At 65.6% G+C, this 21,101-nt stretch carries 19 protein-coding genes and 1 tRNA gene; 6 read left to right on the forward strand and 14 right to left on the reverse strand.

Features of this window, described 5'->3' with window-relative positions:
• Positions 1-128 precede the first annotated feature (128 nt).
• From rph to hemW, 3 genes are all read left to right on the forward strand, one after another.
• Positions 129-845 carry a ribonuclease PH gene (gene rph / locus ACGGKE_RS06410; protein ID WP_228165784.1) on the forward strand — a complete coding sequence of 239 codons (717 nt, stop codon included), beginning with the start codon at positions 129-131 and terminating at the stop codon, positions 843-845.
• 87 nt (positions 846-932) lie between these two features.
• Positions 933-1,562, forward strand: a complete 630-nt coding sequence (gene rdgB / locus ACGGKE_RS06415) for an RdgB/HAM1 family non-canonical purine NTP pyrophosphatase (RefSeq protein WP_394441120.1) — start codon at positions 933-935, stop codon at positions 1,560-1,562.
• Positions 1,563-1,660: 98 nt separating this feature from the next.
• On the forward strand, positions 1,661-2,839 hold the full coding sequence (hemW, locus tag ACGGKE_RS06420; RefSeq protein ID WP_394441123.1) for a radical SAM family heme chaperone HemW: 1,179 nt from the start codon (positions 1,661-1,663) through the stop codon (positions 2,837-2,839).
• Positions 2,840-2,849: 10 nt separating this feature from the next.
• Here hemW and ACGGKE_RS06425 read toward each other — a convergent pair whose 3' ends face one another.
• The 12 genes from ACGGKE_RS06425 to ACGGKE_RS06480 all read right to left on the reverse strand — a co-directional run bounded on the left by ACGGKE_RS06425 (position 2,850) and on the right by ACGGKE_RS06480 (position 17,076).
• Positions 2,850-3,368: a tetratricopeptide repeat protein gene (locus ACGGKE_RS06425; RefSeq protein ID WP_394441126.1), complete on the reverse strand. Its 519-nt coding sequence runs from the start codon at positions 3,366-3,368 to the stop codon at positions 2,850-2,852.
• A 92-nt stretch (positions 3,369-3,460) separates the two neighbouring features.
• Positions 3,461-4,636: an RsmB/NOP family class I SAM-dependent RNA methyltransferase gene (locus ACGGKE_RS06430; RefSeq protein WP_394441129.1), complete on the reverse strand. Its 1,176-nt coding sequence runs from the start codon at positions 4,634-4,636 to the stop codon at positions 3,461-3,463.
• A 150-nt stretch (positions 4,637-4,786) separates the two neighbouring features.
• A complete protein-coding gene (guaB, locus tag ACGGKE_RS06435) occupies positions 4,787-6,244 on the reverse strand; it encodes an IMP dehydrogenase (RefSeq protein WP_394441132.1) in 1,458 nt (485 codons plus the stop codon).
• Positions 6,245-6,444: 200 nt separating this feature from the next.
• Positions 6,445-7,845, reverse strand: coding sequence for a dihydrolipoyl dehydrogenase (gene lpdA, locus ACGGKE_RS06440; protein ID WP_394441135.1), 1,401 nt, complete (start codon positions 7,843-7,845; stop codon positions 6,445-6,447).
• A 103-nt stretch (positions 7,846-7,948) separates the two neighbouring features.
• Complete coding sequence (locus ACGGKE_RS06445) at positions 7,949-8,218, reverse strand: GIY-YIG nuclease family protein (protein ID WP_394441772.1); 270 nt, start codon at positions 8,216-8,218, stop codon at positions 7,949-7,951.
• 82 nt (positions 8,219-8,300) lie between these two features.
• On the reverse strand, positions 8,301-9,563 hold the full coding sequence (odhB, locus tag ACGGKE_RS06450) for a 2-oxoglutarate dehydrogenase complex dihydrolipoyllysine-residue succinyltransferase (RefSeq protein ID WP_394441137.1): 1,263 nt from the start codon (positions 9,561-9,563) through the stop codon (positions 8,301-8,303).
• 8 nt (positions 9,564-9,571) lie between these two features.
• Positions 9,572-12,367 carry a 2-oxoglutarate dehydrogenase E1 component gene (locus ACGGKE_RS06455; RefSeq protein WP_394441140.1) on the reverse strand — a complete coding sequence of 932 codons (2,796 nt, stop codon included), beginning with the start codon at positions 12,365-12,367 and terminating at the stop codon, positions 9,572-9,574.
• An 88-nt stretch (positions 12,368-12,455) separates the two neighbouring features.
• The gene (gene sucD / locus ACGGKE_RS06460; protein ID WP_228165773.1) at positions 12,456-13,340 is read right to left on the reverse strand and encodes a succinate--CoA ligase subunit alpha; all 885 of its coding nucleotides are present in this window, start codon (positions 13,338-13,340) and stop codon (positions 12,456-12,458) included.
• A gap of 96 nt (positions 13,341-13,436) precedes the next feature.
• Positions 13,437-14,399, reverse strand: a complete 963-nt coding sequence (gene mdh / locus ACGGKE_RS06465; protein ID WP_394441143.1) for a malate dehydrogenase — start codon at positions 14,397-14,399, stop codon at positions 13,437-13,439.
• Positions 14,400-14,715: 316 nt separating this feature from the next.
• Positions 14,716-15,828, reverse strand: a complete 1,113-nt coding sequence (gene zapE, locus ACGGKE_RS06470; protein ID WP_394441146.1) for a cell division protein ZapE — start codon at positions 15,826-15,828, stop codon at positions 14,716-14,718.
• Positions 15,825-16,286, reverse strand: a complete 462-nt coding sequence (locus ACGGKE_RS06475; protein WP_394441148.1) for a PaaI family thioesterase — start codon at positions 16,284-16,286, stop codon at positions 15,825-15,827. The genes zapE and ACGGKE_RS06475 overlap by 4 nt, the downstream gene beginning before the upstream one ends.
• Before the next feature lies 1 nt (position 16,287).
• On the reverse strand, positions 16,288-17,076 hold the full coding sequence (locus ACGGKE_RS06480; protein WP_394441150.1) for a succinate dehydrogenase iron-sulfur subunit: 789 nt from the start codon (positions 17,074-17,076) through the stop codon (positions 16,288-16,290).
• A 227-nt stretch (positions 17,077-17,303) separates the two neighbouring features.
• Here ACGGKE_RS06480 and ACGGKE_RS06485 point away from each other — a divergent pair, with 227 nt between their 5' ends.
• From ACGGKE_RS06485 to ACGGKE_RS06495, 3 genes are read left to right on the forward strand one after another with little or no spacing between them, the layout of a single operon-like run.
• A complete protein-coding gene (locus tag ACGGKE_RS06485; RefSeq protein WP_394441153.1) occupies positions 17,304-18,377 on the forward strand; it encodes a glycosyl transferase in 1,074 nt (357 codons plus the stop codon).
• Positions 18,374-19,492 carry a CDP-alcohol phosphatidyltransferase family protein gene (locus ACGGKE_RS06490; protein WP_394441156.1) on the forward strand — a complete coding sequence of 373 codons (1,119 nt, stop codon included), beginning with the start codon at positions 18,374-18,376 and terminating at the stop codon, positions 19,490-19,492. Before ACGGKE_RS06485 ends, ACGGKE_RS06490 begins: the two co-directional genes overlap by 4 nt.
• Positions 19,489-19,932, forward strand: a complete 444-nt coding sequence (locus ACGGKE_RS06495) for an HIT family protein (protein WP_394441159.1) — start codon at positions 19,489-19,491, stop codon at positions 19,930-19,932. Before ACGGKE_RS06490 ends, ACGGKE_RS06495 begins: the two co-directional genes overlap by 4 nt.
• A 125-nt stretch (positions 19,933-20,057) precedes the next feature.
• On the opposite strand, the gene ACGGKE_RS06500 is transcribed toward ACGGKE_RS06495, so the two are convergent.
• Together ACGGKE_RS06500 and ACGGKE_RS06505 are read right to left on the reverse strand one after the other, a co-directional pair.
• Entirely contained in the window at positions 20,058-20,825 is a 768-nt protein-coding gene (locus ACGGKE_RS06500; RefSeq protein ID WP_394441161.1) for an META domain-containing protein, read from the reverse strand.
• Positions 20,826-20,994: 169 nt separating this feature from the next.
• Positions 20,995-21,071 (reverse strand) — tRNA-Arg (locus ACGGKE_RS06505).
• Positions 21,072-21,101 lie beyond the last annotated feature (30 nt).

Genomic DNA, 21,101 nt, shown 5'->3' on the forward strand with positions numbered 1-21,101 from the left:
ATTGGCGCGCTGGACACTGGCAAGTCGCGTCCCCGGGCGCTAAGCGGCGCTGCAAGTGCGCCTTTCGGCGCATTGGCGGCATCGGCCCAACGAGGGCCTGCCGGCCTGATCCTAGTTGGAGACTGACTATGCGTCCTTCCGGCCGCGCGCCCGACCAGATGCGCGACATCACCATGGAGCCCGGCTTCACCATCCATGCCGAGGGCAGCTGCCTGGTCAGCTTCGGCGACACGCGCGTGCTGTGCACCGCGTCGGTGGAGGAGAAGGTGCCGCCCTTCCTGCGCGGCAAGGGCCAGGGCTGGGTCACGGCCGAATATGGCATGCTGCCCCGCGCCACCCACACGCGCGGCAGCCGTGAAGCGGCCAAGGGCAAGCAGTCGGGCCGCACGCAGGAAATCCAGCGGCTGATCGGCCGATCGCTGCGCACGGTCGTCGACCTCAAGGCGCTGGGCGAGCGGCAGATCGTGGTCGATTGCGACGTGATCCAGGCCGATGGCGGCACGCGCACGGCCGCGATTTCTGGCAGCTGGGTGGCGCTGCGCATTGCGGTGGACAAGCTGCTGGCGTCGGGCGCGCTGACGCAGGACCCGATCATCCAGAAGGTCGCGGCGATCAGCTGCGGCATTTACGAGGGCACACCGGTGCTCGACCTGGACTATGCCGAGGACAGCAATGCGGAAACGGACGCCAACCTGATCCTGACCGGCGACGGCAAGTTCGCCGAAGTGCAGGCCACCGCAGAGGGCGCGGCCTATGACGAGGAAGAGCTGCTGCGCCTGCTGCGGCTGGCGCGGATCGGTTGCGCCAAGATCTTCGCGGCGCAGGATGTTGCGACGGGGCGGTAATCGCCCCCGTTCGGTTCGAGCCTGTCGAGAACCATCCTTTCAAACCGCTTCTCGACAAGCTCGGAGCGAACGGAGATAATAGATTCAATGAGCGACGATTTCGGACAGGAACAGGCGATCCGCAAGTTGCAGCCGGGCAAGCTGGTGATCGCCAGCCACAATGCCGGCAAGGTGCGCGAAATCGCGGCGCTGCTGGGCCCTTACGGCATCGAGCCGATTTCGGCCGGGAGCCTGGACCTGCCCGAACCGGAGGAAACCGGCACGACCTTCATCGCCAACGCAGAACTGAAGGCGTTGCAGGCGGCCGACCTGTCCGGCCTGCCGGCGCTGGCCGACGATAGCGGCCTGTGCGTCGAGGCGCTGGGCGGCGACCCGGGGCTGTTTTCGGCGCGCTGGGGCGGGCCGGACAAGGATTTCAACCTGGCCATGCGCAAGGTCTGGGACGGGATCAAGGCCAAGGGGCCGGAGGCGGGGCATGACGCGCATTTCGTCTGCGCGCTGGCGCTCGCCTGGCCGGACGGCCATGTCGAGGCGTTCGAAGGCCGGGTCGACGGCACGATCATCTGGCCGCCGCGCGGCGACAAGGGGTTCGGCTATGATCCGATGTTCCAGCCCCATGGCCATGCCATCAGCTTTGGCGAGATGGACCCGGACAAGAAACACGCGATGAGCCATCGCGCCGACGCGTTCGCGCAGATGGTCAAGGCGGTGTTCTGAAGACTCAGACGACAGGTTTCAAGCGTCCCGGAACGATGTGTCAGCGGCGCTGGTCGATGCTGGCCCCGGCGCGCGATCCCCGCTAAGGGCGGCGGGCAATGTCGGTCTCCGCCCTCCCCTCATCCGCCACGCGCGCCGCGGAGCCTCTGGCGCTCTATATCCACTGGCCCTTCTGCGTGTCCAGATGCCCCTATTGCGATTTCAACAGCCATGTGCGCGATCAGGTCGACAACGACGCCTGGCGCGGCGCGCTGCTCGCGGACATGGCACATGAAGCGGCGCTGACGCGCGGGCGTCGAGTGACGTCGATCTTCTTCGGCGGCGGCACGCCTTCGCTGATGCCGCCGGCGCTGGTCGCGGACCTGATCGCGGCGGCCGATCGCCATTGGGGCCTGTCGGTGGACGTTGAAATCACGCTGGAGGCCAACCCCAATTCGGTCGAAGCCGCGCGCTTCGCCGATCTGGGCGTTGCGGGGGTCAACCGCGTGTCGTTGGGGCTGCAGGCGCTCAACGACGAGGCGCTGCATTTCCTGGGGCGCGCGCATGGGGTGGACGAAGGGCTGGCGGCGCTGGCGACGGCGCAGCGCGTGTTCGACCGCGTCAGCTTCGACCTCATCTACGCCCGGCCGGGCCAGAGCGAGGCCGACTGGGAACCAGAACTGGCGCGGGCTCTGGGTTACGGGACCGGACACCTGTCGCTCTATCAGCTGACGATCGAGCCGGGGACGCGCTTCGCCACGCTGGTCGCGCAGGGCAAGCTGACGCCGGCCGATCCCGACCATGGCGCGACGCTCTACGAGCTGACCCAGGCGATGACGGGGGCGGCGGGCATCCCCGCCTATGAGATCAGCAATCATGCCCGGCCGGGGCAGGAAAGCCGGCATAATCTGACCTATTGGCGCTATGGCGACTATGTCGGAATCGGCCCCGGCGCGCATGGCCGGCGGACCGGCCAGGCGACGATGCGCCACAAGAAGCCGGAAAACTGGATGAGCGCGGTGGCGCGCAATGGTCATGGCGCGCAGAGCGAGGAGCCGCTGGCGGGCGAGGACCGCGCGCGCGAGGCGCTGCTGATGGGGCTGCGGCTGGGCGAAGGGGTGGACCTGGACCGGATCGCCGCGCTCTCGGGCGTTTCCGCGCCGCAGCTGGTGGACGAACGCGCGATCGCGCAGCTGATCGACATCGGCCTGCTTCACCGGCAGGGGCCGCGGCTTCAGGTGGCGGCGACCGGCATGTTGCTGCTCGACGCCATCCTGCCGGAAATCGTCACCGTCTGAACCGGCGGGATCAGGGCTGCTCGGTGGTCTCGCGCTTGGGCGACGGCACGGCGTCCTTCGTGGTCATGGCGACGGCGGGCGGGCCCTTCTGGATCGCGGCCGCCAGCTGGCCGACCGGCGTGCAATCGGCCTTGCAAAGCTTTTGCGCCTGCGCCAGCACTTCCTTGGCGCGCGCGACCGCGCCCTTTTCCATCATCGCCTCGCCCTGCCCCGCCAGCGCGACGACATCGGTGGGATCGAGCAGCAAGGCTTCCTTGTAGAGGCGGATCGCCTTGCCCTGCAGGCCCTGCGCGCGAGCCACCTCGGCCAGTTCGACATAGGCGGCGCGGTTGCGCGGGTCGACCGCCAGCGCGCTTTCCAGCGCATCGGTCGCGCCCGCAAGGTTGCCCGCCTTGCGCGCGGCTTCACCGGCCTTCTGCCATTCGATCGAGCGCGGGCTGATCTGATTGTCCGGCCGCTGGCTGAGGCCCATGCTGGACACGGTGGTCAGCAGCCCGGCAAGGGCAATCGAGGCGGGGGTGAAACGCATTATCTTCTCCAGCCATGTTTCAGGCGATGATTCCGGGCTCGGGTCCAAGGGGCAAGTGTCGCGATTTCGCGCGGCTTTGTCCATGGGCTGATTCATGCGCCTCGGCGCAGCCGCGCGAAGAAGAAGCCGTCGCTGCCATCATGGCCGGGCGTCAGCAGGGTTCCGCCGCCATGCGCCCGCCCGACCGGCAGGTCGATCGCGTCGGCCGTCCAGCCGGCATGGCGACCCAGGAAGGCTGCGACCTGATCGCGGCCTTCGCGGTCCACCAGCGCGCATGTGGCATAGAGCAGCACCCCGTCCGGCTTCACCAGCGGCGCGGCGAAATCCAGGATACGCGCCTGTTCGCCGACCAGCCGGTCGAGCCGCGCGGGGGTCAGCCGCCAGCGCGCCTCGGGATTGCGCCGCCAGGTCCCGGTGCCCGAACAGGGTGCGTCGACCAGCACCAGATCGGCCTGCGCCTGCAGCGCGGCCAGCCCGCGCGCCTCATGGCTCTGATCCAGCAGCAGCGTTTCGATGAACGTCGCGCCCGCGCGCTGCGCTCGCGGTTCGAGCCGGGCGAGGCGAGTGCGGATGGTGTCGGCGGCGATCAGCCTGCCCTGCCCGGCCATGGCGGCGGCGAGCGCCAGCGTCTTGCCCCCGGCGCCTGCGCACAGATCGACCACGGTCATCCCCGGCTGCGCATCGCAGGCGGCCGCGATCCACTGGCTGCCGGCATCCTGCACCTCGACCCGCCCATCCGTCCAGACGGGCTGTTGCTCGATCGGCCAGCCTTCGGGCAGGCGCAGCGCGTCTGGCAGGCCGGGAATGGGCGCGGCGTCGGGCAGCAAGGGCGCGACATCCGCCGGCGCGGCCTTGAGCCGATTGACGCGCAGGTCGACCGGCGCGCGGCCAAGCAGCGCATCCTGCTCCACGGGGGCAGCCAGCAGCGGTTGGAGCCAGGCCGGAACGGCGCCCGCCGATGCGCTGGCCTCCCCCGGCTCGATCGGCAGCGGCGCATGGGGCGACCCGTCGAACAAGGCGGCAAGAGCGGGCTGGTCCTGCGCCAGGCCGATCATTGCGGCGCGGCCGGTGTCGGGCCGCTCGCCCGCGCGGCGGATCGCGTCATAGACATGATCGCGCACCGCACGGCGATCGCGCGACCCGGCATAGCGCCGCTCCTTGAAATAGCGGGCGATCAGCGTGTCGGCCGCCGGCCCGCCGTCGCGCGCCGATGCGATGATGGCGTCCAGCAGGTCGATCGCGGCCTGGATGCGCGCGGAGGGGGTCATATTCTCCCTCGCAGGGGAAGAGGGCGATGCAGCGACGTGCTGGTGAAGGCTGGCGTCAGGCGCAACGTCAGCGGAGGCAGCGCCCGCTGGTGCGCCCCCTCCACCACTGGCTTGGTCAGCGGTCCCCCTCCCCGACGCGGGGAGGACGGGTCAGCGCGTCGGATAATTGGGCGCTTCGCGAGTGATGGTGACGTCGTGGACATGGCTTTCCGACAGGCCCGCATTGGTGATCTGGACGAAGCGCGCGCGTTCCTGCAGGTCCTTGATGGTCCGGCTGCCGGTATAGCCCATCGCCGCCTTCACGCCGCCGACCAGCTGGTGGATGACATCCTTGGCCGGCCCCTTGAACGGCACCTGGCCCTCGATCCCTTCGGGCACCAGCTTCATCTGGTCCTTGATGTCGGCCTGGAAATAGCGGTCGGCGCTGCCCCGGGCCATCGCGCCGACGCTGCCCATGCCGCGATAGCTCTTATAGGCGCGGCCCTGATAGAGGAAGGTTTCGCCCGGCGCTTCGGCCGTGCCGGCCAGCAGCGATCCCACCATGACGCAGCCCGCGCCCGCGGCCAGCGCCTTGGCGACGTCGCCCGACGTGCGCAGGCCGCCATCGGCGATCACCGGCACGCCATGCTTGTGCGCTTCCTCGGCCGAATCCATGACGGCCGTCAGCTGCGGCACGCCGACGCCCGCGACCACGCGGGTGGTGCAGATGGAGCCCGGGCCAATGCCGACCTTCACGCAGTCCGCACCCGCACCGATCAGCGCCTTGGTCGCTTCAGCGGTGGCAACATTGCCCGCCACGACCTGCACATGGTTGGACAGTTTCTTGACCGCTTCCACCGCGACCGCCACCTGGCGACTGTGGCCATGCGCGGTGTCGATGACGATGAGGTCGCATTCGGCGTCGATCAGCGCCTTGCTGCGCTCCAGCCCCTTGTCCCCCACGGTGGAGGCGGCGGCGACGCGCAGGCGGCCCGACGCATCCTTGGTCGCTTGCGGATAGGTGACGGCCTTTTCAATGTCCTTGACGGTGATGAGGCCGACGCAATGATAGGCATCGTCCACCACCAGCAACTTTTCGATGCGCCGCTGGTGCAGCAGGCGCATCGCTTCCTCCTGCCCGACGCCGGCCTTGACCGTGGCGAGATTGTCCCTGGTCATCAGTTCGCTGACCGGCTGGGCGGGATTTTCGGCGAAGCGCACGTCGCGGTGCGTCAGGATGCCGACCAGCTTGCCCGAATCCTCGACCACCGGGATGCCGCTGATCTTGTGCCGCTGCATCAGCATCTGCGCGTCGGCCAGCGTGGCGGTGGGCAGGATGGTGATGGGGTTGACGACCATGCCGCTTTCGAACCGCTTCACGGCGCGGACGGCATCGGCCTGCTCCTCGACGGTGAGGTTCCGGTGCAGCACGCCGATGCCGCCTAGCTGCGCCATGACGATCGCCATGTCGGCTTCCGTCACCGTGTCCATGGCGGACGACAGGATCGGGATGTTCAGCTTGATCGCGCGCGTGACTTGCGTGCTGGTGTCCGCCTGGCTGGGCAACACATCGGATTCGGCGGGCTGCAACAGCACGTCGTCAAAGGTGAGGCCGAGGCGGATGTCCATGTGAAAGCCACTTTCTGCTGCGGGACGGCGGGCGCGTCCCATGGGGATTCGTGGCGGCCCATGTAACCACTCCACCCCCAAACGGCCAGACCCTTTGACAGATTATTGCGCCGCGTTCCGAGTGGGCGCGGCGGGCGGCGGGCAAAAGAAAAGGCCCCCAAATGGGGGCCTTTCCGTTCGATCGGCAGAGCGCCGGCGGATCACATGTGGATCGGCTTGCCCGTGACGGCCATGGCCGCTTCCTTGATCGCTTCGCTGTGCGTCGGGTGCGCATGGCAGGTATAGGCGATATCCTCGCTCGACGCGCCGAACTCCATCGCCTGCGCTGCCTGGGCGATCATCGTGCCGGCGACCGTCGCGATGATCCAGACGCCCAGAACCTTGTCGGTTTCGGCGTCGGCGATGATCTTCACGAAGCCGTCGGGCTCATGATTGGTCTTGGCGCGGCTGTTCGCCAGCATCGGGAACTTGCCGACCTTGACCGCGCCCTTTTCCTTGGCGGCTTCCTCGGTCAGGCCGACGCCCGCGATTTCCGGCCTCGTGTAAACGACGGACGGGATCACGTCATGGTTCACGATGCCGGTCAGGCCCGCGATATTCTCGGCCACCGCAATGCCTTCATCCTCGGCCTTGTGCGCCAGCATCGGGCCCGTAACGACGTCGCCGATCGCCCAGACGCCGGGCGCCTTGGTGGCGAAGTCATGATCGATTTCGATCTGGCCGCGCTGATTGACCTCCAGGCCGATCTTGTCGAGGCCCAGCCCTTCGGTGTTGGGACGGCGACCGATCGACACCAGCACGACATCGGCCTCGATCGTTTCGGCCTCGCCGCCGGCGGCCGGCTCGACCGTCAGCTTGACGCCTTCGCCCACGATTTCGGCGCTCGTCACCTTGGTGCCGAGCTTGTACTCGAAGCCCTGCTTCTTGAAGATCTTGTTGGCTTCCTTGCGGACTTCGCCGTCCATGCCGGGCAGGATCTGGTCGAGATATTCGACCACGGTGACCTTGGCGCCCAGGCGCTTCCAGACGCTGCCCAGTTCCAGGCCGATGACGCCGCCGCCGACCACGACCAGATGTCCCGGCACCTTGTCCAGTTCCAGCGCGCCGGTCGAATCGACGATCTTGCCGCCCGCATTGTCGACGGTGACGCCGGGCAGCGGCGTGACCGAGGAACCGGTGGCGATGACGATATTCTTCGCCGTCACCTTCTCGCCCGCCACCTCGACCGTGTTCGCGCCGGTGAAGCTCGCCAGACCCTTGAGCCAAGTGACCTTGTTCTTCTTGAACAGGAACTCGATGCCGCCGGTCAGGCCCTTGACCGCGTCGACGCGCTGGCCCTGCATGGTGGGCAGGTCCAGGCTCATCGCGTCGATCTTGACGCCCAGCTTGGCGAGCATGCCGTTGGCCGCGTCGTCATAGAGTTCGGACGCGTGCAGCATCGCCTTTGACGGGATGCAGCCGACATTGAGGCAGGTGCCGCCCAGCGTCTCACGGCTTTCGGCGCAGGCGGTCTTGAGCCCCAGCTGCGCCGCGCGGATCGCCGCGACATAGCCACCCGGCCCAGCGCCGATCACCAGAACGTCATAATCGAAGTCTGCCATCTCTCACCTTCCCATCGGTGTTCCTGCGAAGGCAGGAACCTAGGCCCATCGCCGACATCCCGCGATCAGGCCCCAACTGGGCTCCTGCCGTTGCCGGAGCACATCATGCCACTATGTCATCGAACAGATCGCGCCAACCAGGATTGCCGTCCTCGATCAGCCGCAACTTCCATTCGCGCTTCCACTTCTTCATCCGCAGTTCACGCTGCCGCGCCTCCTGCAGATCGTCATAGGCTTCAAACCATACAAGATGGCGACACCCATAGCGGGAACTGAACTCCCCGCCAAAGCCGTTCCGATGTTGCCAGACCCGCCGGACCAGATCGTTCGTGACCCCCAGATACAAGGTGGCGCTGCGACCGCTGGCCATCAGGTAGACGAAACCCCCTGTCGTAGCGCTTCTCCACCCTGGGCTCCTGCTTTCGCAGGAGCACGCCGGACTGGCCCAACCGGCCTTACAGGTCGATCAGCAGACGGGTTGGGTCCTCGATCGCGTTCTTCACCGCGACCAGGAAAGTCACCGCTTCGCGGCCATCGATCAGGCGATGGTCGTAGCTGAGGGCGAGATACATCATCGGGCGGACGACGACCTGGCCGTTGCGGACGACCGGGCGATCCTCGATGCGGTGGAGGCCCAGAACCGCCGACTGGGGCGGGTTGATGATCGGGGTCGACATCAGCGAGCCGAACACGCCGCCATTGGAGATGGTGAAGGTGCCGCCCTTCATGTCCTCCATCGTCAGCTTGCCTTCCTTGGCCTTCTTGCCGAAGTCGCCGATCGTCTTTTCGATCTGCGCGACGCTGAGCGATTCGGCGTTTCGGATGACGGGGACGACCAGGCCGGTCGGCGCCGACACCGCGACCGAAATGTCGGCGAAGTCGTTATAGACGATCTCGTCGCCCTCGATCTGCGCGTTGACGCCCGGAATGTCCTTGAGCGCCATGCATACGGCCTTGGTGAAGAAGCCCATGAAGCCCAGGCGGACGCCATGCTTCTTCTCGAACAGGTCCTTATACTTCGCGCGCGCCTCAATGACGTTGGTCATGTCGACGTCGTTGAAAGTGGTGAGCAGCGCAGCGGTGTCCTGCGCTTCCTTGAGGCGCTTGGCGACCGTCTGGCGCAGGCGGGTCATCTTGACGCGCTCCTGCGCGCGGCTCGGGCCCGACGAAGGCGCGGCGGCGGCGGGCGCGGCGGCAGGCGTCGCGGCAGCGGCCTTGGCGGTGCCGGCGGCGGCGGCGGCCATGACGTCGTCCTTGGTCAGGCGACCATCCTTGCCGGTGCCCTTGATCTTGCTGGGGTCAAGGCCATGCTCCAGCACCAGGCGGCGGACCGCCGGCGACAAGGTGAGGTTGCTGCCTTCGCCTTCGCCCTCATCGTCGGCGGCGGGCGCCGGCGCCGAAGCGGCGGGCGCGGGCGCGGCGGCTTCGGCCTTGGCGGGCGCAGCAGCGGGCGCGGGCGCAGGCGATGCCGCGGCGGCGGCGCCTTCGTTCACATAACCCAGCAGCGCGCCGACCTCGACCGTGTCGCCTTCCTTGGCGACGATGTCGCCCATGGTGCCGCCCGCCGGCGCGGGCACGTCGACCGCGACCTTGTCGGTTTCCAGGCTGACGATGGGTTCGTCGGCGGCGACGGCTTCACCGGGCTTCTTGAGCCACTGACCGACGGTTGCTTCGGTAACGGATTCGCCCAGGGTAGGGACTTTGACTTCGGTAGCCATGCGCTTTCTCAGCCTTTCTTCTGGCGACGGATTTCTTCACGCACGCTGTGACCCAGCGCATCGGCAACAAGGGCGGCCTGTTCAGCGACATGGCGCTTGGCCAGGCCCGTAGCGGGGGAAGCGGACGCCTTGCGACCCGCATAGCGAGCGCGCATCGGCGCCTTGCCGGCCTTGGCCAGCGCTTCCTCGACATAGGGCTCGACGAAGAACCAGGCGCCATTGTTGCGCGGCTCTTCCTGGCACCAGACCACATCTTCCAGATTGGTCATGCGCTCGATGCGCTTGGCCAGCGCATCGGTGGCGAACGGATAAATCTGTTCGATGCGCACGATCTGCGTGTCCTGGTCGCCCGCGGCGTCGCGCGCTTCGGTCAGGTCGTAGAAGACCTTGCCCGAGCAAAGCACGAGGCGCTTCGTGTTCGCGTCCGCCGAACCGTTGGGGTCGGACAGGATGCGCTTGAAGTGCGTTTCGCCCAGGAAATCCTCGGCCTTGCTGACCGCCGCCTTGTGCCGCAGCAGCGACTTGGGCGCCATGATGATCAGCGGCTTGCGGAAGGGACGCAGCATCTGTCGACGCAGCGCGTGGAAATAATTGGCCGGGGTCGTGATGTTCGCGACCTGGATATTGCCTTCGGCGCAGAGCTGCAGATACCGCTCCAGGCGCGCCGAGCTATGTTCGGGGCCCTGCCCTTCGTAGCCGTGCGGCAACAGGCAGACGAGGCCGTTGGAGCGCAGCCACTTGGTTTCCGACGAGGCGATATACTGGTCGAAGATGATCTGCGCGCCATTGGCGAAATCGCCGAACTGCGCTTCCCAGATCACCAGGCTCTTAGGGTCGGCGAGCGCGAAGCCATATTCGAAGCCCAGCACGCCATATTCGGACAGCGGCGAATCCAGCACTTCGAACCGGCCGTGCGGCACGGTCGAGAGCGGGATATATTTGCTCTCATTTTCCTGATCGACCCAGACGGCATGCCGCTGGCTGAAAGTGCCGCGGCCCGAATCCTGGCCCGACAGGCGCACGCCATAGCCTTCCGACAGGAGCGAGCCGAAGGCCAGCGCCTCGCCGGTCGCCCAGTCGAAATTCGCGCCCGACTTGAACATCTCCGCCTTGGCGTCGAGGACGCGCTTCAGCGTCTTGTGGACATTATGGCCTTCGGGCACGGTGGTCAGGGTGCGGCCCAGGCTATCGAGCAACTTCTGCGATATGCCGCTTTCCACCGTCTGGCGCGCGGTTTCGGCATCGGCGGGCTTGTGCAGGCCCGACCAGCGACCGGCGAACCAGTCGGCCTTGTTGGCCTTGTAGCTCTTGGCCGCTTCGAACTCGTCCTCCAGATGGTTGACGAAGTCGCCGGTGGTCTGGCTGACGAAATCATCGTCGACCAGGCCTTCGGCCTTGAGCCGAGCGGAATAAATGTCGCTGACCGCCGGATGCTGGCGGATCTTGGCATACATTTGCGGCTGGGTGAACGAGGGCTCGTCGCCTTCATTGTGGCCGAAGCGGCGATAGCACCACATGTCGATCACGATGTCGCGATGGAACTTCTGGCGATATTCCATCGCCAGCTTGCAGGCGAAGGTCACGGCTTCCGGATCGTCGCCATTGACGTGCAGGATCGGCGCCTGGACGCCCTTGGCCACATCGCTGGGATAGGGCGAGCCGCGCGAGAATTGCGGGCTGGTGGTGAAGCCGATCTGGTTGTTGACGACAAAATGGACGCAGCCGCCGGTGTTGTAGCCAGGCACGCCCGAGAAGCCGAAACATTCCCACACGATGCCCTGGCCCGCGAAGGCCGCGTCGCCATGGATCAGCACCGGCAGCACCTGCTCATGCCTGGCAAGGTCGTCGCGGAAGGTCTGTTGCGCGCGCACCTTGCCCAGGACCACCGGATCGACGGTTTCGAGGTGCGAGGGGTTGGGGACCAGCGACATGTGGACCTTGATCCCGTCAAACTCACGGTCGGTCGAGGTGCCGAGGTGATATTTGACGTCGCCCGATCCGCCGACATCCTCCGGATTGGCGGTGCCGCCGGAAAATTCGTGGAAAATGACGCGGAAGCCCTTGGCCATGACATTGGCCAGCACGTTGAGGCGGCCACGATGCGCCATGCCGAACACGATTTCGCGCACGCCGCTCGACCCGCCATATTTGATGACGGCTTCGAGCGCGGGGATCATGGATTCGCCGCCGTCCAGGCCAAAGCGCTTGGTGCCGACATATTTGCGGCCCAGGAACTTCTCGTACTGCTCGGCCTGGATGACCTTGGCCAGGATCGCCTTCTTGCCCTCGGGCGTGAAGTGGATTTCCTTGTCCTTGCCTTCCATCCGGTCCTGCAGGAAGCGGCGCTCCTCCACGTCGGAGATATGCATATATTCCAGGCCGACATTGCCGCAGTAATTCTGCCGCAGGATCGCCACCAGTTCGCTGACGGTCGCATATTGCAGACCGAGCGAACCGCCGAGGTAGATCTTCTTGTTGAGGTCGGTCAGGCCATGATATTCCGGCGTCAGGTCGGCCGGCTGGTCACGCTTGGCCAGGCGCAGCGGATCGAGATTGGCGGCCAGATGCCCGCGCACCCGATAGGTGCGGATCAGCATCATGGCGCGGATGCTGTCTTCGGCGGCGGCGGCGATGTCCGCGTCCGACACGGCCTTGCCCTGCGCCTTGGCGGCGGCCTTGACGGCCACCTGCATCTGCGTGGGGTCCAGCGCGCCGGTCAGATCATCCGTATCCGTCAGCGGCCAATTGTCGCGCGCCCAGCTCGGTCCGCGCTCGATCTCGAAATCCTGGTTCTCGTAACCCATCGTCTGTCCGTCCCAGCCGCGTGCAGTCGCGGAAAGGGGAGAATGGCGGCCGGGGTGCAGCCCGGCCACCTTATATGCAGGAGTTAACTTACCCCTTCAACACCTCGACCAGCGTGGAGCCCAGCTCTGACGGGCTGGCCGCGACCTTGATACCGGCGGCTTCCATCGCCGCAATCTTGCTTTCCGCGTCGCCCTTGCCGCCCGACACGATCGCGCCGGCATGGCCCATGCGGCGGCCCGGAGGCGCCGTGCGGCCCGCGATGAAGCCGGCCATCGGCTTCTTGCGGCCCTTCTTGGCCTCGTCGATCAGGAACTGCGCGGCCTGCTCTTCCGCGTCGCCACCGATTTCACCGATCATGATGATCGATTCGGTCGCATCGTCGGCCAGGAACAACTCCAGCACGTCGATGAAGTTGGTGCCGTTGACCGGGTCGCCGCCAATGCCGACGGCCGTGGTCTGGCCCAGGCCCGCGTTCGAGGTCTGGAACACCGCTTCATAGGTCAGCGTGCCCGAGCGCGAAACGACGCCGACACTGCCCTTCTTGAAGATGCTGCCGGGCATGATGCCGATCTTGCATTCATCGGGGGTCAGCACGCCGGGGCAGTTCGGGCCGATCAGGCGCGATTTGCTGCCCGACAGGGCGCGCTTCACGCGGACCATGTCCAGGACCGGGATGCCTTCGGTGATGCAGACGATCAGCGGGATTTCCGCGTCGATTGCCTCCAGGATCGAATCGGCCGCGAACGGCGGCGGAACATAGATGACGGACGCATCGGCGCCGGTCTTCGACTTGGCTTCAGCGACGGTGTCGAACATGGGCAGGCCGATATGGGTCGTGCCGCCCTTGCCGGGGGTGACGCCCGCAACCATCTGCGTGCCATAGGCCAGCGCCTGTTCGGTGTGGAAGGTGCCGGTGGCGCCGGTCATACCCTGGGTGATGACCTTGGTATTCTTGTTCACCAGAATGGACATGCGTGTCCCTTTTCTTCTGCGGACGTGGCAATTGGATGAAAATCGGCCCGCCGCCGGCTGCTCACATACCGGGGCGGGCTTGAAGGGGTCAGGCGATCAGGCCAGCGTGCTGTCGATGCCCTTGCAGGCGACCAGCAGGTCCTTGACGGCGTCGATCGATACCTGGAGCCCGGCCTTGGCCTGGTCATTGAGTTCGATCTCGATCACTTCCTCGACGCCGTCCTTGCCGATCTTCACCGGCACGCCGACATAGAGGCCGTCCACGCCATATTGGCCGTCCAGATAGGCGGCGCAGGGCAGGACGCGCTTCTGGTCACCCAGATAGGATTCGGCCATGGCGATGGCCGAGGCGGCCGGCGCGTAGAAGGCCGAACCGGTCTTGAGCAGGCCAACGACTTCGCCGCCGCCATTGGCGGTGCGCTTGACGATCGCGTCGATGCGCTCCTGCGTCGACTTGCCCATCTTGATGAGATCGGGGACCGGGATGCCCTTGACGGTCGAATATTCGACCACCGGGACCATCGTGTCGCCATGGCCGCCCAGCACGAAGCTGGTGACGTCGCGCACCGAAACGCCGAATTCCCAGGCGAGGAAGGTCGAGAAACGCGCCGAGTCGAGCACGCCGGCCATGCCGACGACCTTGTTGTGGGGCAGGCCCGAAAATTCGCGCAGCGCCCACACCATCGCGTCGAGCGGGTTGGTGATGCAGATGACGAAGGCGTCGGGCGCATATTGCTTGATGCCCTCGCCCACCGACTTCATGACCTTGAGGTTGATGCCCAGCAGGTCATCGCGGCTCATGCCCGGCTTGCGGGGAACGCCGGCGGTGACGATGACGACGTCTGCGCCTTCGATGTCCTTGTAATCATTCGTGCCCGTGATGACAGCGTCGAACCCTTCGACCGGCCCGCACTGCGACAGGTCCAGCGCCTTGCCCTGCGGAATGCCCTCGGCGATGTCGAAGAGGACGATGTCGCCCAGTTCCTTCTGCGCCGCCAGATGGGCGAGCGTACCGCCGATATTGCCAGCGCCGATCAGCGCTATCTTCTTACGGGCCATATGCTTGTCATCCTCCAAGTCATGATTGCTGGAATTGCTGGCTCGCCTACGCCCTTCACGCGGGGGTTTCAACCTAGGAAACCCGCGGATGACAAATTATCTTTGCAATTAGTTCGCAATTGCATTAGAGGAGTCGCACAGCCTGTTGCTCGCCGGCTTCTACCCTGGCCGCGAGCCTTCCCTGCAGAGCTACCCTGCCGGGCGCCTTTCTCCTCGGGGGCGCCCGGCCTGTTTTCTTGCAATAAAGTTGCGTCTTGATGAAGGGTTCCGCTGCTCTGCGACGGGCGGACCGGTGCGCCGGGACGGGCTGCGCGCCCTATTTGGAGCCGTGGCCCAGCGCCAGATAGTCGTCCGACTGCATTTCCAGCAGGCGCGAGACGGTGCGCTCGAATTCGAAGGCGCCATCGCCTTCCGGGTAAAGGCGCGAGGGCGCGGCATCGGCCGACGCCAACAACTTCACCTTATATTCGTAGAGCGAGTCGATCAGCATCACGAAGCGCGCCGCCTCGTTGCGCTTTTCGGGCCCGAGCACCGGAATGCCGACGATGATCACCGTATGATATTTGCGCGCGATGGCGAGATAGTCGGGCGCACCGCGCGCTTCGACGCAGAGCCGCTTGAAGGAGAAAACGGCGACGCCCTTCAGGCTTTTGGGCACGTGCAGGGTGCGGCCGCCCTGCACCGCTATGTCCTCGGCCGGCACCTTGGCGCGATCCTCGACCGAAAAGTCGGTCAGGCGGAAAAAGGCCTCCGACAGGGCGCGGGTCGCTTCCGGTCCGTTGGGGCAATGCCATAGCTGCGCGTCGCCCAGCCGGTCGCGGCGATAATCCACCGGCCCGTTCAGCGTCATCACGTCCAGCTTCGCCTTGATGAGGTCGATGAAGGGCAGGAACAGTTGGCGGTTGAGCCCGTCCTTGTAGAGATCGTCGGGCACGCGGTTGGAGGTGGTGACGATCGTCACGCGCTTGTCGAGCAAGCCGGTGAACAGGCGCGACATGATCGCGGCGTCGGCCATGTTGTTGACGACCATCTCGTCGAAACAGAGCAGCCGCGCCTCCTCGGCCAGGGATTCGACCACCGGCGGAATGGGATCGCCCGTCTCGGACTTGCGCGCCTCGGCCAGGCGCGCATGGACGTCCAGCATGAATTCGTGAAAATGCGCGCGCTTCTTGCGCTGGACCTGGACCGTGTCGAAGAACAGGTCCATCAGCATCGACTTGCCGCGCCCCACCCCGCCCCACATGTAGAGGCCGCGCGGGGGCTCGGGCGCCTTGCGCAGCAGCTTCCAGAGGGTGGAGCCGCGCGCCGGGGTCGCTTCCAGTTCCTGCTGCAGCCGGCAGAGCCGCTCCGCCGCCGCACGCTGGTCCGGGTCGGGCCGCAATTCGCCGGCCTTCACCAGGGCGTCATAGCGGGCGAGGACGCTGGTCACCGCGGCTTTGGCGCCTTGCGGATGGTGGCGGTGGAGGCCGCAACCGGCGCGCCGTCCTGGGTCAGCAGCATGCGCAGGAAGAAGAGCCGGCCGGTTTCGCGCAACAGGTCGACCTGCGCCACCAGGTCCGGCCCGACCTTGCCCGCGCCCAGATATTGCATGCTGAGGTCGATGGTGACGCCGTTCAGTTGCTCCTCATGCCCCAATATCCAGAGCGCGCCGAAATAGGCGTGATCCGCGAAAGCGGCGAGAAAGCCCCCATGCAGCGTATCGAGCCGGTTGCGGTGGCTGGAGCGGGTTTCGAGCGCCACGCGGGCCCGCGCCGGGCCGTCGGCATGCATGTAGCCGCGGCCGATCGCCTGCAGGAAGGTATCGGGATGGGGGTCGAACCATTCGGTCCAGCCCGCCCATTTCCCGTCGGTCAGCGGCGCGCCGCCGGCAATGCCGTCACTCGTCAACTTACAGCTGCCGCTCGACCATCATCTTCTTGGTTTCGGCGATCGCCTTGGCGGGGCTGAGCCCCTTGGGGCAGACATTCGCGCAGTTCATGATGGTGTGGCAGCGATAGAGGCGGAAGGGATCCTCCAACTCGTCGAGCCGCTCGCCGGTATATTCGTCGCGGCTGTCGGCCAGCCAGCGATAGGCCTGGAGCAGGATAGCCGGGCCGAGGAACTTGTCGGAGTTCCACCAATAGCTGGGGCAGCTGGTCGAGCAGCAAGCGCACAGGATGCATTCATAGAGCCCGTCCAGCTTCTCGCGGTCGGCGGGCGACTGGAGCCGTTCCTTGCCGCTGGGCGCGGGGCTGACGGTTTGCAGCCAGGGCTTGATGCTGTTGTACTGCGCGTAGAAATGGGTGAAGTCGGGCACCAGATCCTTGATCACGTCCATGTGCGGCAGCGGCGTTATCTGCACCTGCTTGCCCGCGCATTCGTCGATCGCGGTGGTGCAGGCCAGTCCGTTCTTGCCGTTCATGTTCATCGAACAGGACCCGCAAATGCCTTCGCGGCAGGACCGGCGGAAGGTCAGCGTCGGATCATATTCATTCTTGATCTTCAGCAGCGCGTCGAGGACCATCGGGCCGCAAGTGTCGAGGTCGATCTCGAACGTGTCATAACGCGGATTTTCGCCGGAGTCGGGATCGTAGCGATAGACTTTGAAGCTGCGCACATTGGTCGCCCCGTCCGGCGCCTTGTGGGTCACGCCCTTGCCGTTGATCTTGCTGTTCTTGGGCAACGCAAATTCGGCCATCGCTCGTCGAGCCTCTTCGGGAATGTGTCTGTCAGTCGGGGCCCGAATAACAAAAAATCTGCAAAGGTCCAGCGTCGAGGGCGATGTTTCTCCCCCCAAGCCCTTGTTGCAAATGGCTTGCAGAACTACGGGCGGCGGCTTGCTTCCTCTGCCGGTCGCGCTAGGGCAATGAGAAAGCGGCAGGTCCGCCCCTTCGTCCCTCAACCGCTTGCAGGATCACCCTTCGCTTGCCGACCGACATCGCCTTTCTCGCCATCGCCGAAGCGCAGCAGCTCTATCACTGGCTCCCGGCCGCGCTGGAACTGGCGCGGCGGCCAGGCGTGCGGGTGAGCGTCCTGTCGCCATCGGACAAGCTGCTGGCGCTCATCGGCAGCTACGATCCCGACGGGCGGTTGGCGCAGGTCCGGCTGGCGCGGCCGCCGTCCGGCCCCGACTCGCTGTTCCGCCAGCCTTCGCGCCTGGCCACGCTGCTGCTCAACCATCGGCGGATTGCACGCTATCCCGCAATCGTCACGACCGAGATCAGCAGCGCCTGGCTGCGTCGGATGCCCGGCTTCGCCTCGCGGTTGATCCTCATCAAACATGGCGCGGGCGACCGGGAGGGCGGGTACAAGAAGCGCCACGCCGAATTCGACCTGACGCTGGTCGCGGGCGAGAAGGATCGCCGGCGCATGATCGAGCGCGGTCTGTGCGTCGACACGCGCATCGCGATCGGCGGCTATCCCAAATTCGAGCTGAAGGCGGCCCGGCAGCGCTTCTTCGCCGACGACAAGCCGGTGCTGCTCTATAATCCGCATTTCGACCCGATCCTGTCTTCCTGGATCAGGCATGGCCCGGGAGTGATGGCGGCGCTGGAGTCGCTGGAGGGTTGGAACGTTCTTATTGCGCCGCATACCAAGCTGGCCCGGCGGGTGCCGCCGATCAGCAGCGCGGCACCTCACATCCGGGTGGACATGGGCAGTCGCCGGTCGATCGACATGAGCTATACGATGAGCGCGGACGTCTATCTGGGCGACGTATCGAGCCAGGTCTATGAATTTCTGATCGAGCCGCGGCCCTGCATCTTCCTCAACCTCGACCATCGCGACGCCAGTTGCGAGGCCTTCGCTCATTGGCGGCTGGGGCAGGTGATCGAGACGATGGACGCCCTGCCCGCAGCGCTTGCCCGCGCGAACAACTTGCAAGCCGGGTTCCTTGGCGTGCAGGAAGCCGCGATGCGCGATTCCATCGACCGGTCCCCCGTCCCCGCTTCGCGCCGACAGGCCGACATCATCCTCGACTTTCTGAAGGACGCCGCATGAGCCAGCTTCTGTCCACCAATCTGGGCCCGGTCCGGCTGATCGGCGACAATGCGACGCCGATCTGGGGCATGTCCAATGCCGAACGCAACCGGCGCATGGCGCAGAGCGCGGCGAAGAATGGCAGCCGCCTCGCACCGGGACATGAGCTGCTGTTCAACCTGGCCTATGCCTTCGATCCGCTGCTGCTGACCCTCGTGCTGGACACGCCGGGGACGCTTTTCACCTGGGGCGACGCGCCGATCGTCGGGCAGGTAGCGCAGGGGGCTGACCTGCTGAGCGCCCCCCATATCGTCGACTTGTCGGACGGGCGACAGCTTTACAATCGCCAGTTGCGCAAGCTGGAGCAGCCCATGGTGCGCGAACTCACGCCGGCGAACCGGCGGGAGATCGAACGGCGCAGCTATTTCGGCGCCTATAAGGGCGTGACCGACATCCTCACAAAATATCTCTGGCCCGAACTGGCGCTGGTGCTGACCCGCATCGCGGCGCAACTGCGCATGACGCCGAACATGGTGTCGGTGATCGGCGTCACTCTGTGCGTCGTCGCGACCGTCCTCTTCGCCAAGGGGCTTTACTGGACCGGCTTCCTCTCCGGCTTCATCTTCATGGTGCTCGACACGGTCGATGGGAAGCTTGCCCGCTGCACCATCACCTCGTCCAAATGGGGCAATGTGATCGACCATGGCGTCGACCTCGTCCACCCGCCCTTCTGGTGGTATTTCTGGGGAACCGGGCTCGTCTATTGGGGGCTGGCGCTGTCGGACGAAACCTTTGCCTTCATCATGACGGCGGTGATCGCCGGCTATGTGCTGCAACGGGTGATCGAGGGGCTGTTCCTGCGCAGCTTCAACATGCACATCCATGTCTGGCGGCGCTTCGACAGCCAGTTCCGCCTCATCACCGCGCGGCGCAACCCCAATATGGTGATCCTGTTCGTCGCCCTGCTGGCAGGGCGGCCGGACATCGGCCTGATCGCGCTTGCCTGGTGGACCATCATCTCGCTGATCGTCCACGCGGTGCGTCTGGCGCAGGCCTATGCGATGCGCGCGTCGGGCCGGCCGGTCGTCAGCTGGATGGACGAAGCCGAAGCGGCATTGGAGGGCCGGCGCGCATGAACGCCACGATCGAAAAGTTCGGCTATCCCGCGACGCTGATCGCGCAGTTCGACCATTGGCTGGTGCTGCTGCGCCCGGCCCAGCCGACGCTGGGATCGCTGGTGCTGGCGGCCAGGAGCGAGGCCACCGCCTTTGGCGACCTGCCGGCGGCGGCGCATGCCGAACTCAAGACCGTCACCGCCACGATCGAAGCGGCGCTCGCCAGGGCGGTGGACTATGACAAGATCAACTATCTGATGCTGATGATGGTCGATCCCCATGTCCATTTCCATGTCATCCCCCGCTACGAAGGCAGCCGCAGCGCCGCGGGCCTCACGATCCGCGACGCGGGCTGGCCGGGCCAGCCCGACCTGGGCTCCGCGATCAAGCTGGACAGCGAACTGGACAGCTTGCGCGACATGCTGAAATTTCATTTCGATAGCGAAATAAAGGCGTTTTGAGCGGGCATGTTGCAAATGACGTAGCAAGCCCAGTCCTTGTCCAGCCCGCGGGCGTGATGATCGCCTGCCACTCAACCGACCTTGACCGCAATGGCGGGCCCAACCCCGAACGGCGGCGTTAGACCTTATGGCAGCTGCACGGCCTCGAAGCGCGCGAGGGGCGCCATTCGCGCCCGGTTGAGCGAGAGATGATCGCCGTCGAGCGAATAATTATCGACTTGCTCCAGCACTTGGCTGAAGACCCGCTCGACCTGCATGCCATCGCTGCACGCCACTCGCGTCATGACAAGCTGATCGAAGCGGATACGAGCCGTCCGTTCGTCCACCACATACCGGCCATTGAACATATTGCATCCGGCGAACCCGGTGACGCGGTCGCCCTCTGCCTTCAAGATAAGATGAGGCTCCCGCTCCATCGCCCCGACTGGCTGGCCGCGCAGTTCAACGAGCTTCCAATATTTTTCCCTGATCGGATCGTTTGCCTTGGTCAACACATAGTGGTCGGGCGTCAGGCTGGTCGTCGATGATCCATCGAGCGCAATTCGCGTCAGCCGGCTTTCGCCGACCTGAAACCGGGCGGGCTCAGCGCCGGAGAAAAGGATGCTGCGCCCATCCGCACTCCAAGTGAAACGTCCATCGCTCGCCGTCACCGGCGCTGACTTGCCGATATATCGCGATCGCATGCTGTACGTCCCATCGGCGTTCAAGGTGACGCTCGTGGCGATGCCCGGACAATCGGCGCAAGGAAGTATCCCGCTATAGGTGCCCACCCAATCCAGCGAATTGCGGGCATTGTGCGCGGGAGCAGCGTCAACAATCGAATCAGTCGGCGCGCAGGCGCCAAGACAGGCGCTGAGCGTGAAAATCATCATTGACGTCTTGAGGGCTCCCATTTTCTGACACTCCGTCGTTTCGATGGTGACATCGTCATAACGGCGTCAGAACATTCGATGTTCCCGTCACTCTGGAAATTTCGCGAGGGAGCGGCTGGGCAAAAATCCTGCAAAGCCATGGTGTCGGGCGCAGAGCAGCGCTGCCGGACGCTGATGGCGTCCATCGAAATGGTGCACCCAACTGGATTCGAACCAGTGGCCCCCAGATTAGGAATCTGATGCTCTATCCTGCTGAGCTATGGGTGCCCGGCCACGGCTCTATTGCGCGCGCGCGTT

Source organism: Sphingobium naphthae (genome assembly GCF_043589935.1).
GTDB classification, from domain to species: Bacteria; Pseudomonadota; Alphaproteobacteria; order Sphingomonadales; family Sphingomonadaceae; genus Sphingobium; species Sphingobium naphthae_A.

Coding starts and splice junctions, on each gene's coding strand:
- ACGGKE_RS06495 (WP_394441159.1), top strand. CDS start 19,489: ATGAACGCCACGATCGAAAAGTTCGGCTATCCCGCGACGCTGATCGCG.
- ACGGKE_RS06500 (WP_394441161.1), bottom strand. CDS start 20,825: ATGGGAGCCCTCAAGACGTCAATGATGATTTTCACGCTCAGCGCCTGT.
- ACGGKE_RS06490 (WP_394441156.1), top strand. CDS start 18,374: ATGAGCCAGCTTCTGTCCACCAATCTGGGCCCGGTCCGGCTGATCGGC.
- rdgB (WP_394441120.1), top strand. CDS start 933: ATGAGCGACGATTTCGGACAGGAACAGGCGATCCGCAAGTTGCAGCCG.
- ACGGKE_RS06430 (WP_394441129.1), bottom strand. CDS start 4,636: ATGACCCCCTCCGCGCGCATCCAGGCCGCGATCGACCTGCTGGACGCC.
- rph (WP_228165784.1), top strand. CDS start 129: ATGCGTCCTTCCGGCCGCGCGCCCGACCAGATGCGCGACATCACCATG.
- lpdA (WP_394441135.1), bottom strand. CDS start 7,845: ATGGCAGACTTCGATTATGACGTTCTGGTGATCGGCGCTGGGCCGGGT.
- ACGGKE_RS06455 (WP_394441140.1), bottom strand. CDS start 12,367: ATGGGTTACGAGAACCAGGATTTCGAGATCGAGCGCGGACCGAGCTGG.
- ACGGKE_RS06425 (WP_394441126.1), bottom strand. CDS start 3,368: ATGCGTTTCACCCCCGCCTCGATTGCCCTTGCCGGGCTGCTGACCACC.
- hemW (WP_394441123.1), top strand. CDS start 1,661: ATGTCGGTCTCCGCCCTCCCCTCATCCGCCACGCGCGCCGCGGAGCCT.
- odhB (WP_394441137.1), bottom strand. CDS start 9,563: ATGGCTACCGAAGTCAAAGTCCCTACCCTGGGCGAATCCGTTACCGAA.
- guaB (WP_394441132.1), bottom strand. CDS start 6,244: ATGGACATCCGCCTCGGCCTCACCTTTGACGACGTGCTGTTGCAGCCC.
- sucD (WP_228165773.1), bottom strand. CDS start 13,340: ATGTCCATTCTGGTGAACAAGAATACCAAGGTCATCACCCAGGGTATG.
- ACGGKE_RS06480 (WP_394441150.1), bottom strand. CDS start 17,076: ATGGCCGAATTTGCGTTGCCCAAGAACAGCAAGATCAACGGCAAGGGC.
- mdh (WP_394441143.1), bottom strand. CDS start 14,399: ATGGCCCGTAAGAAGATAGCGCTGATCGGCGCTGGCAATATCGGCGGT.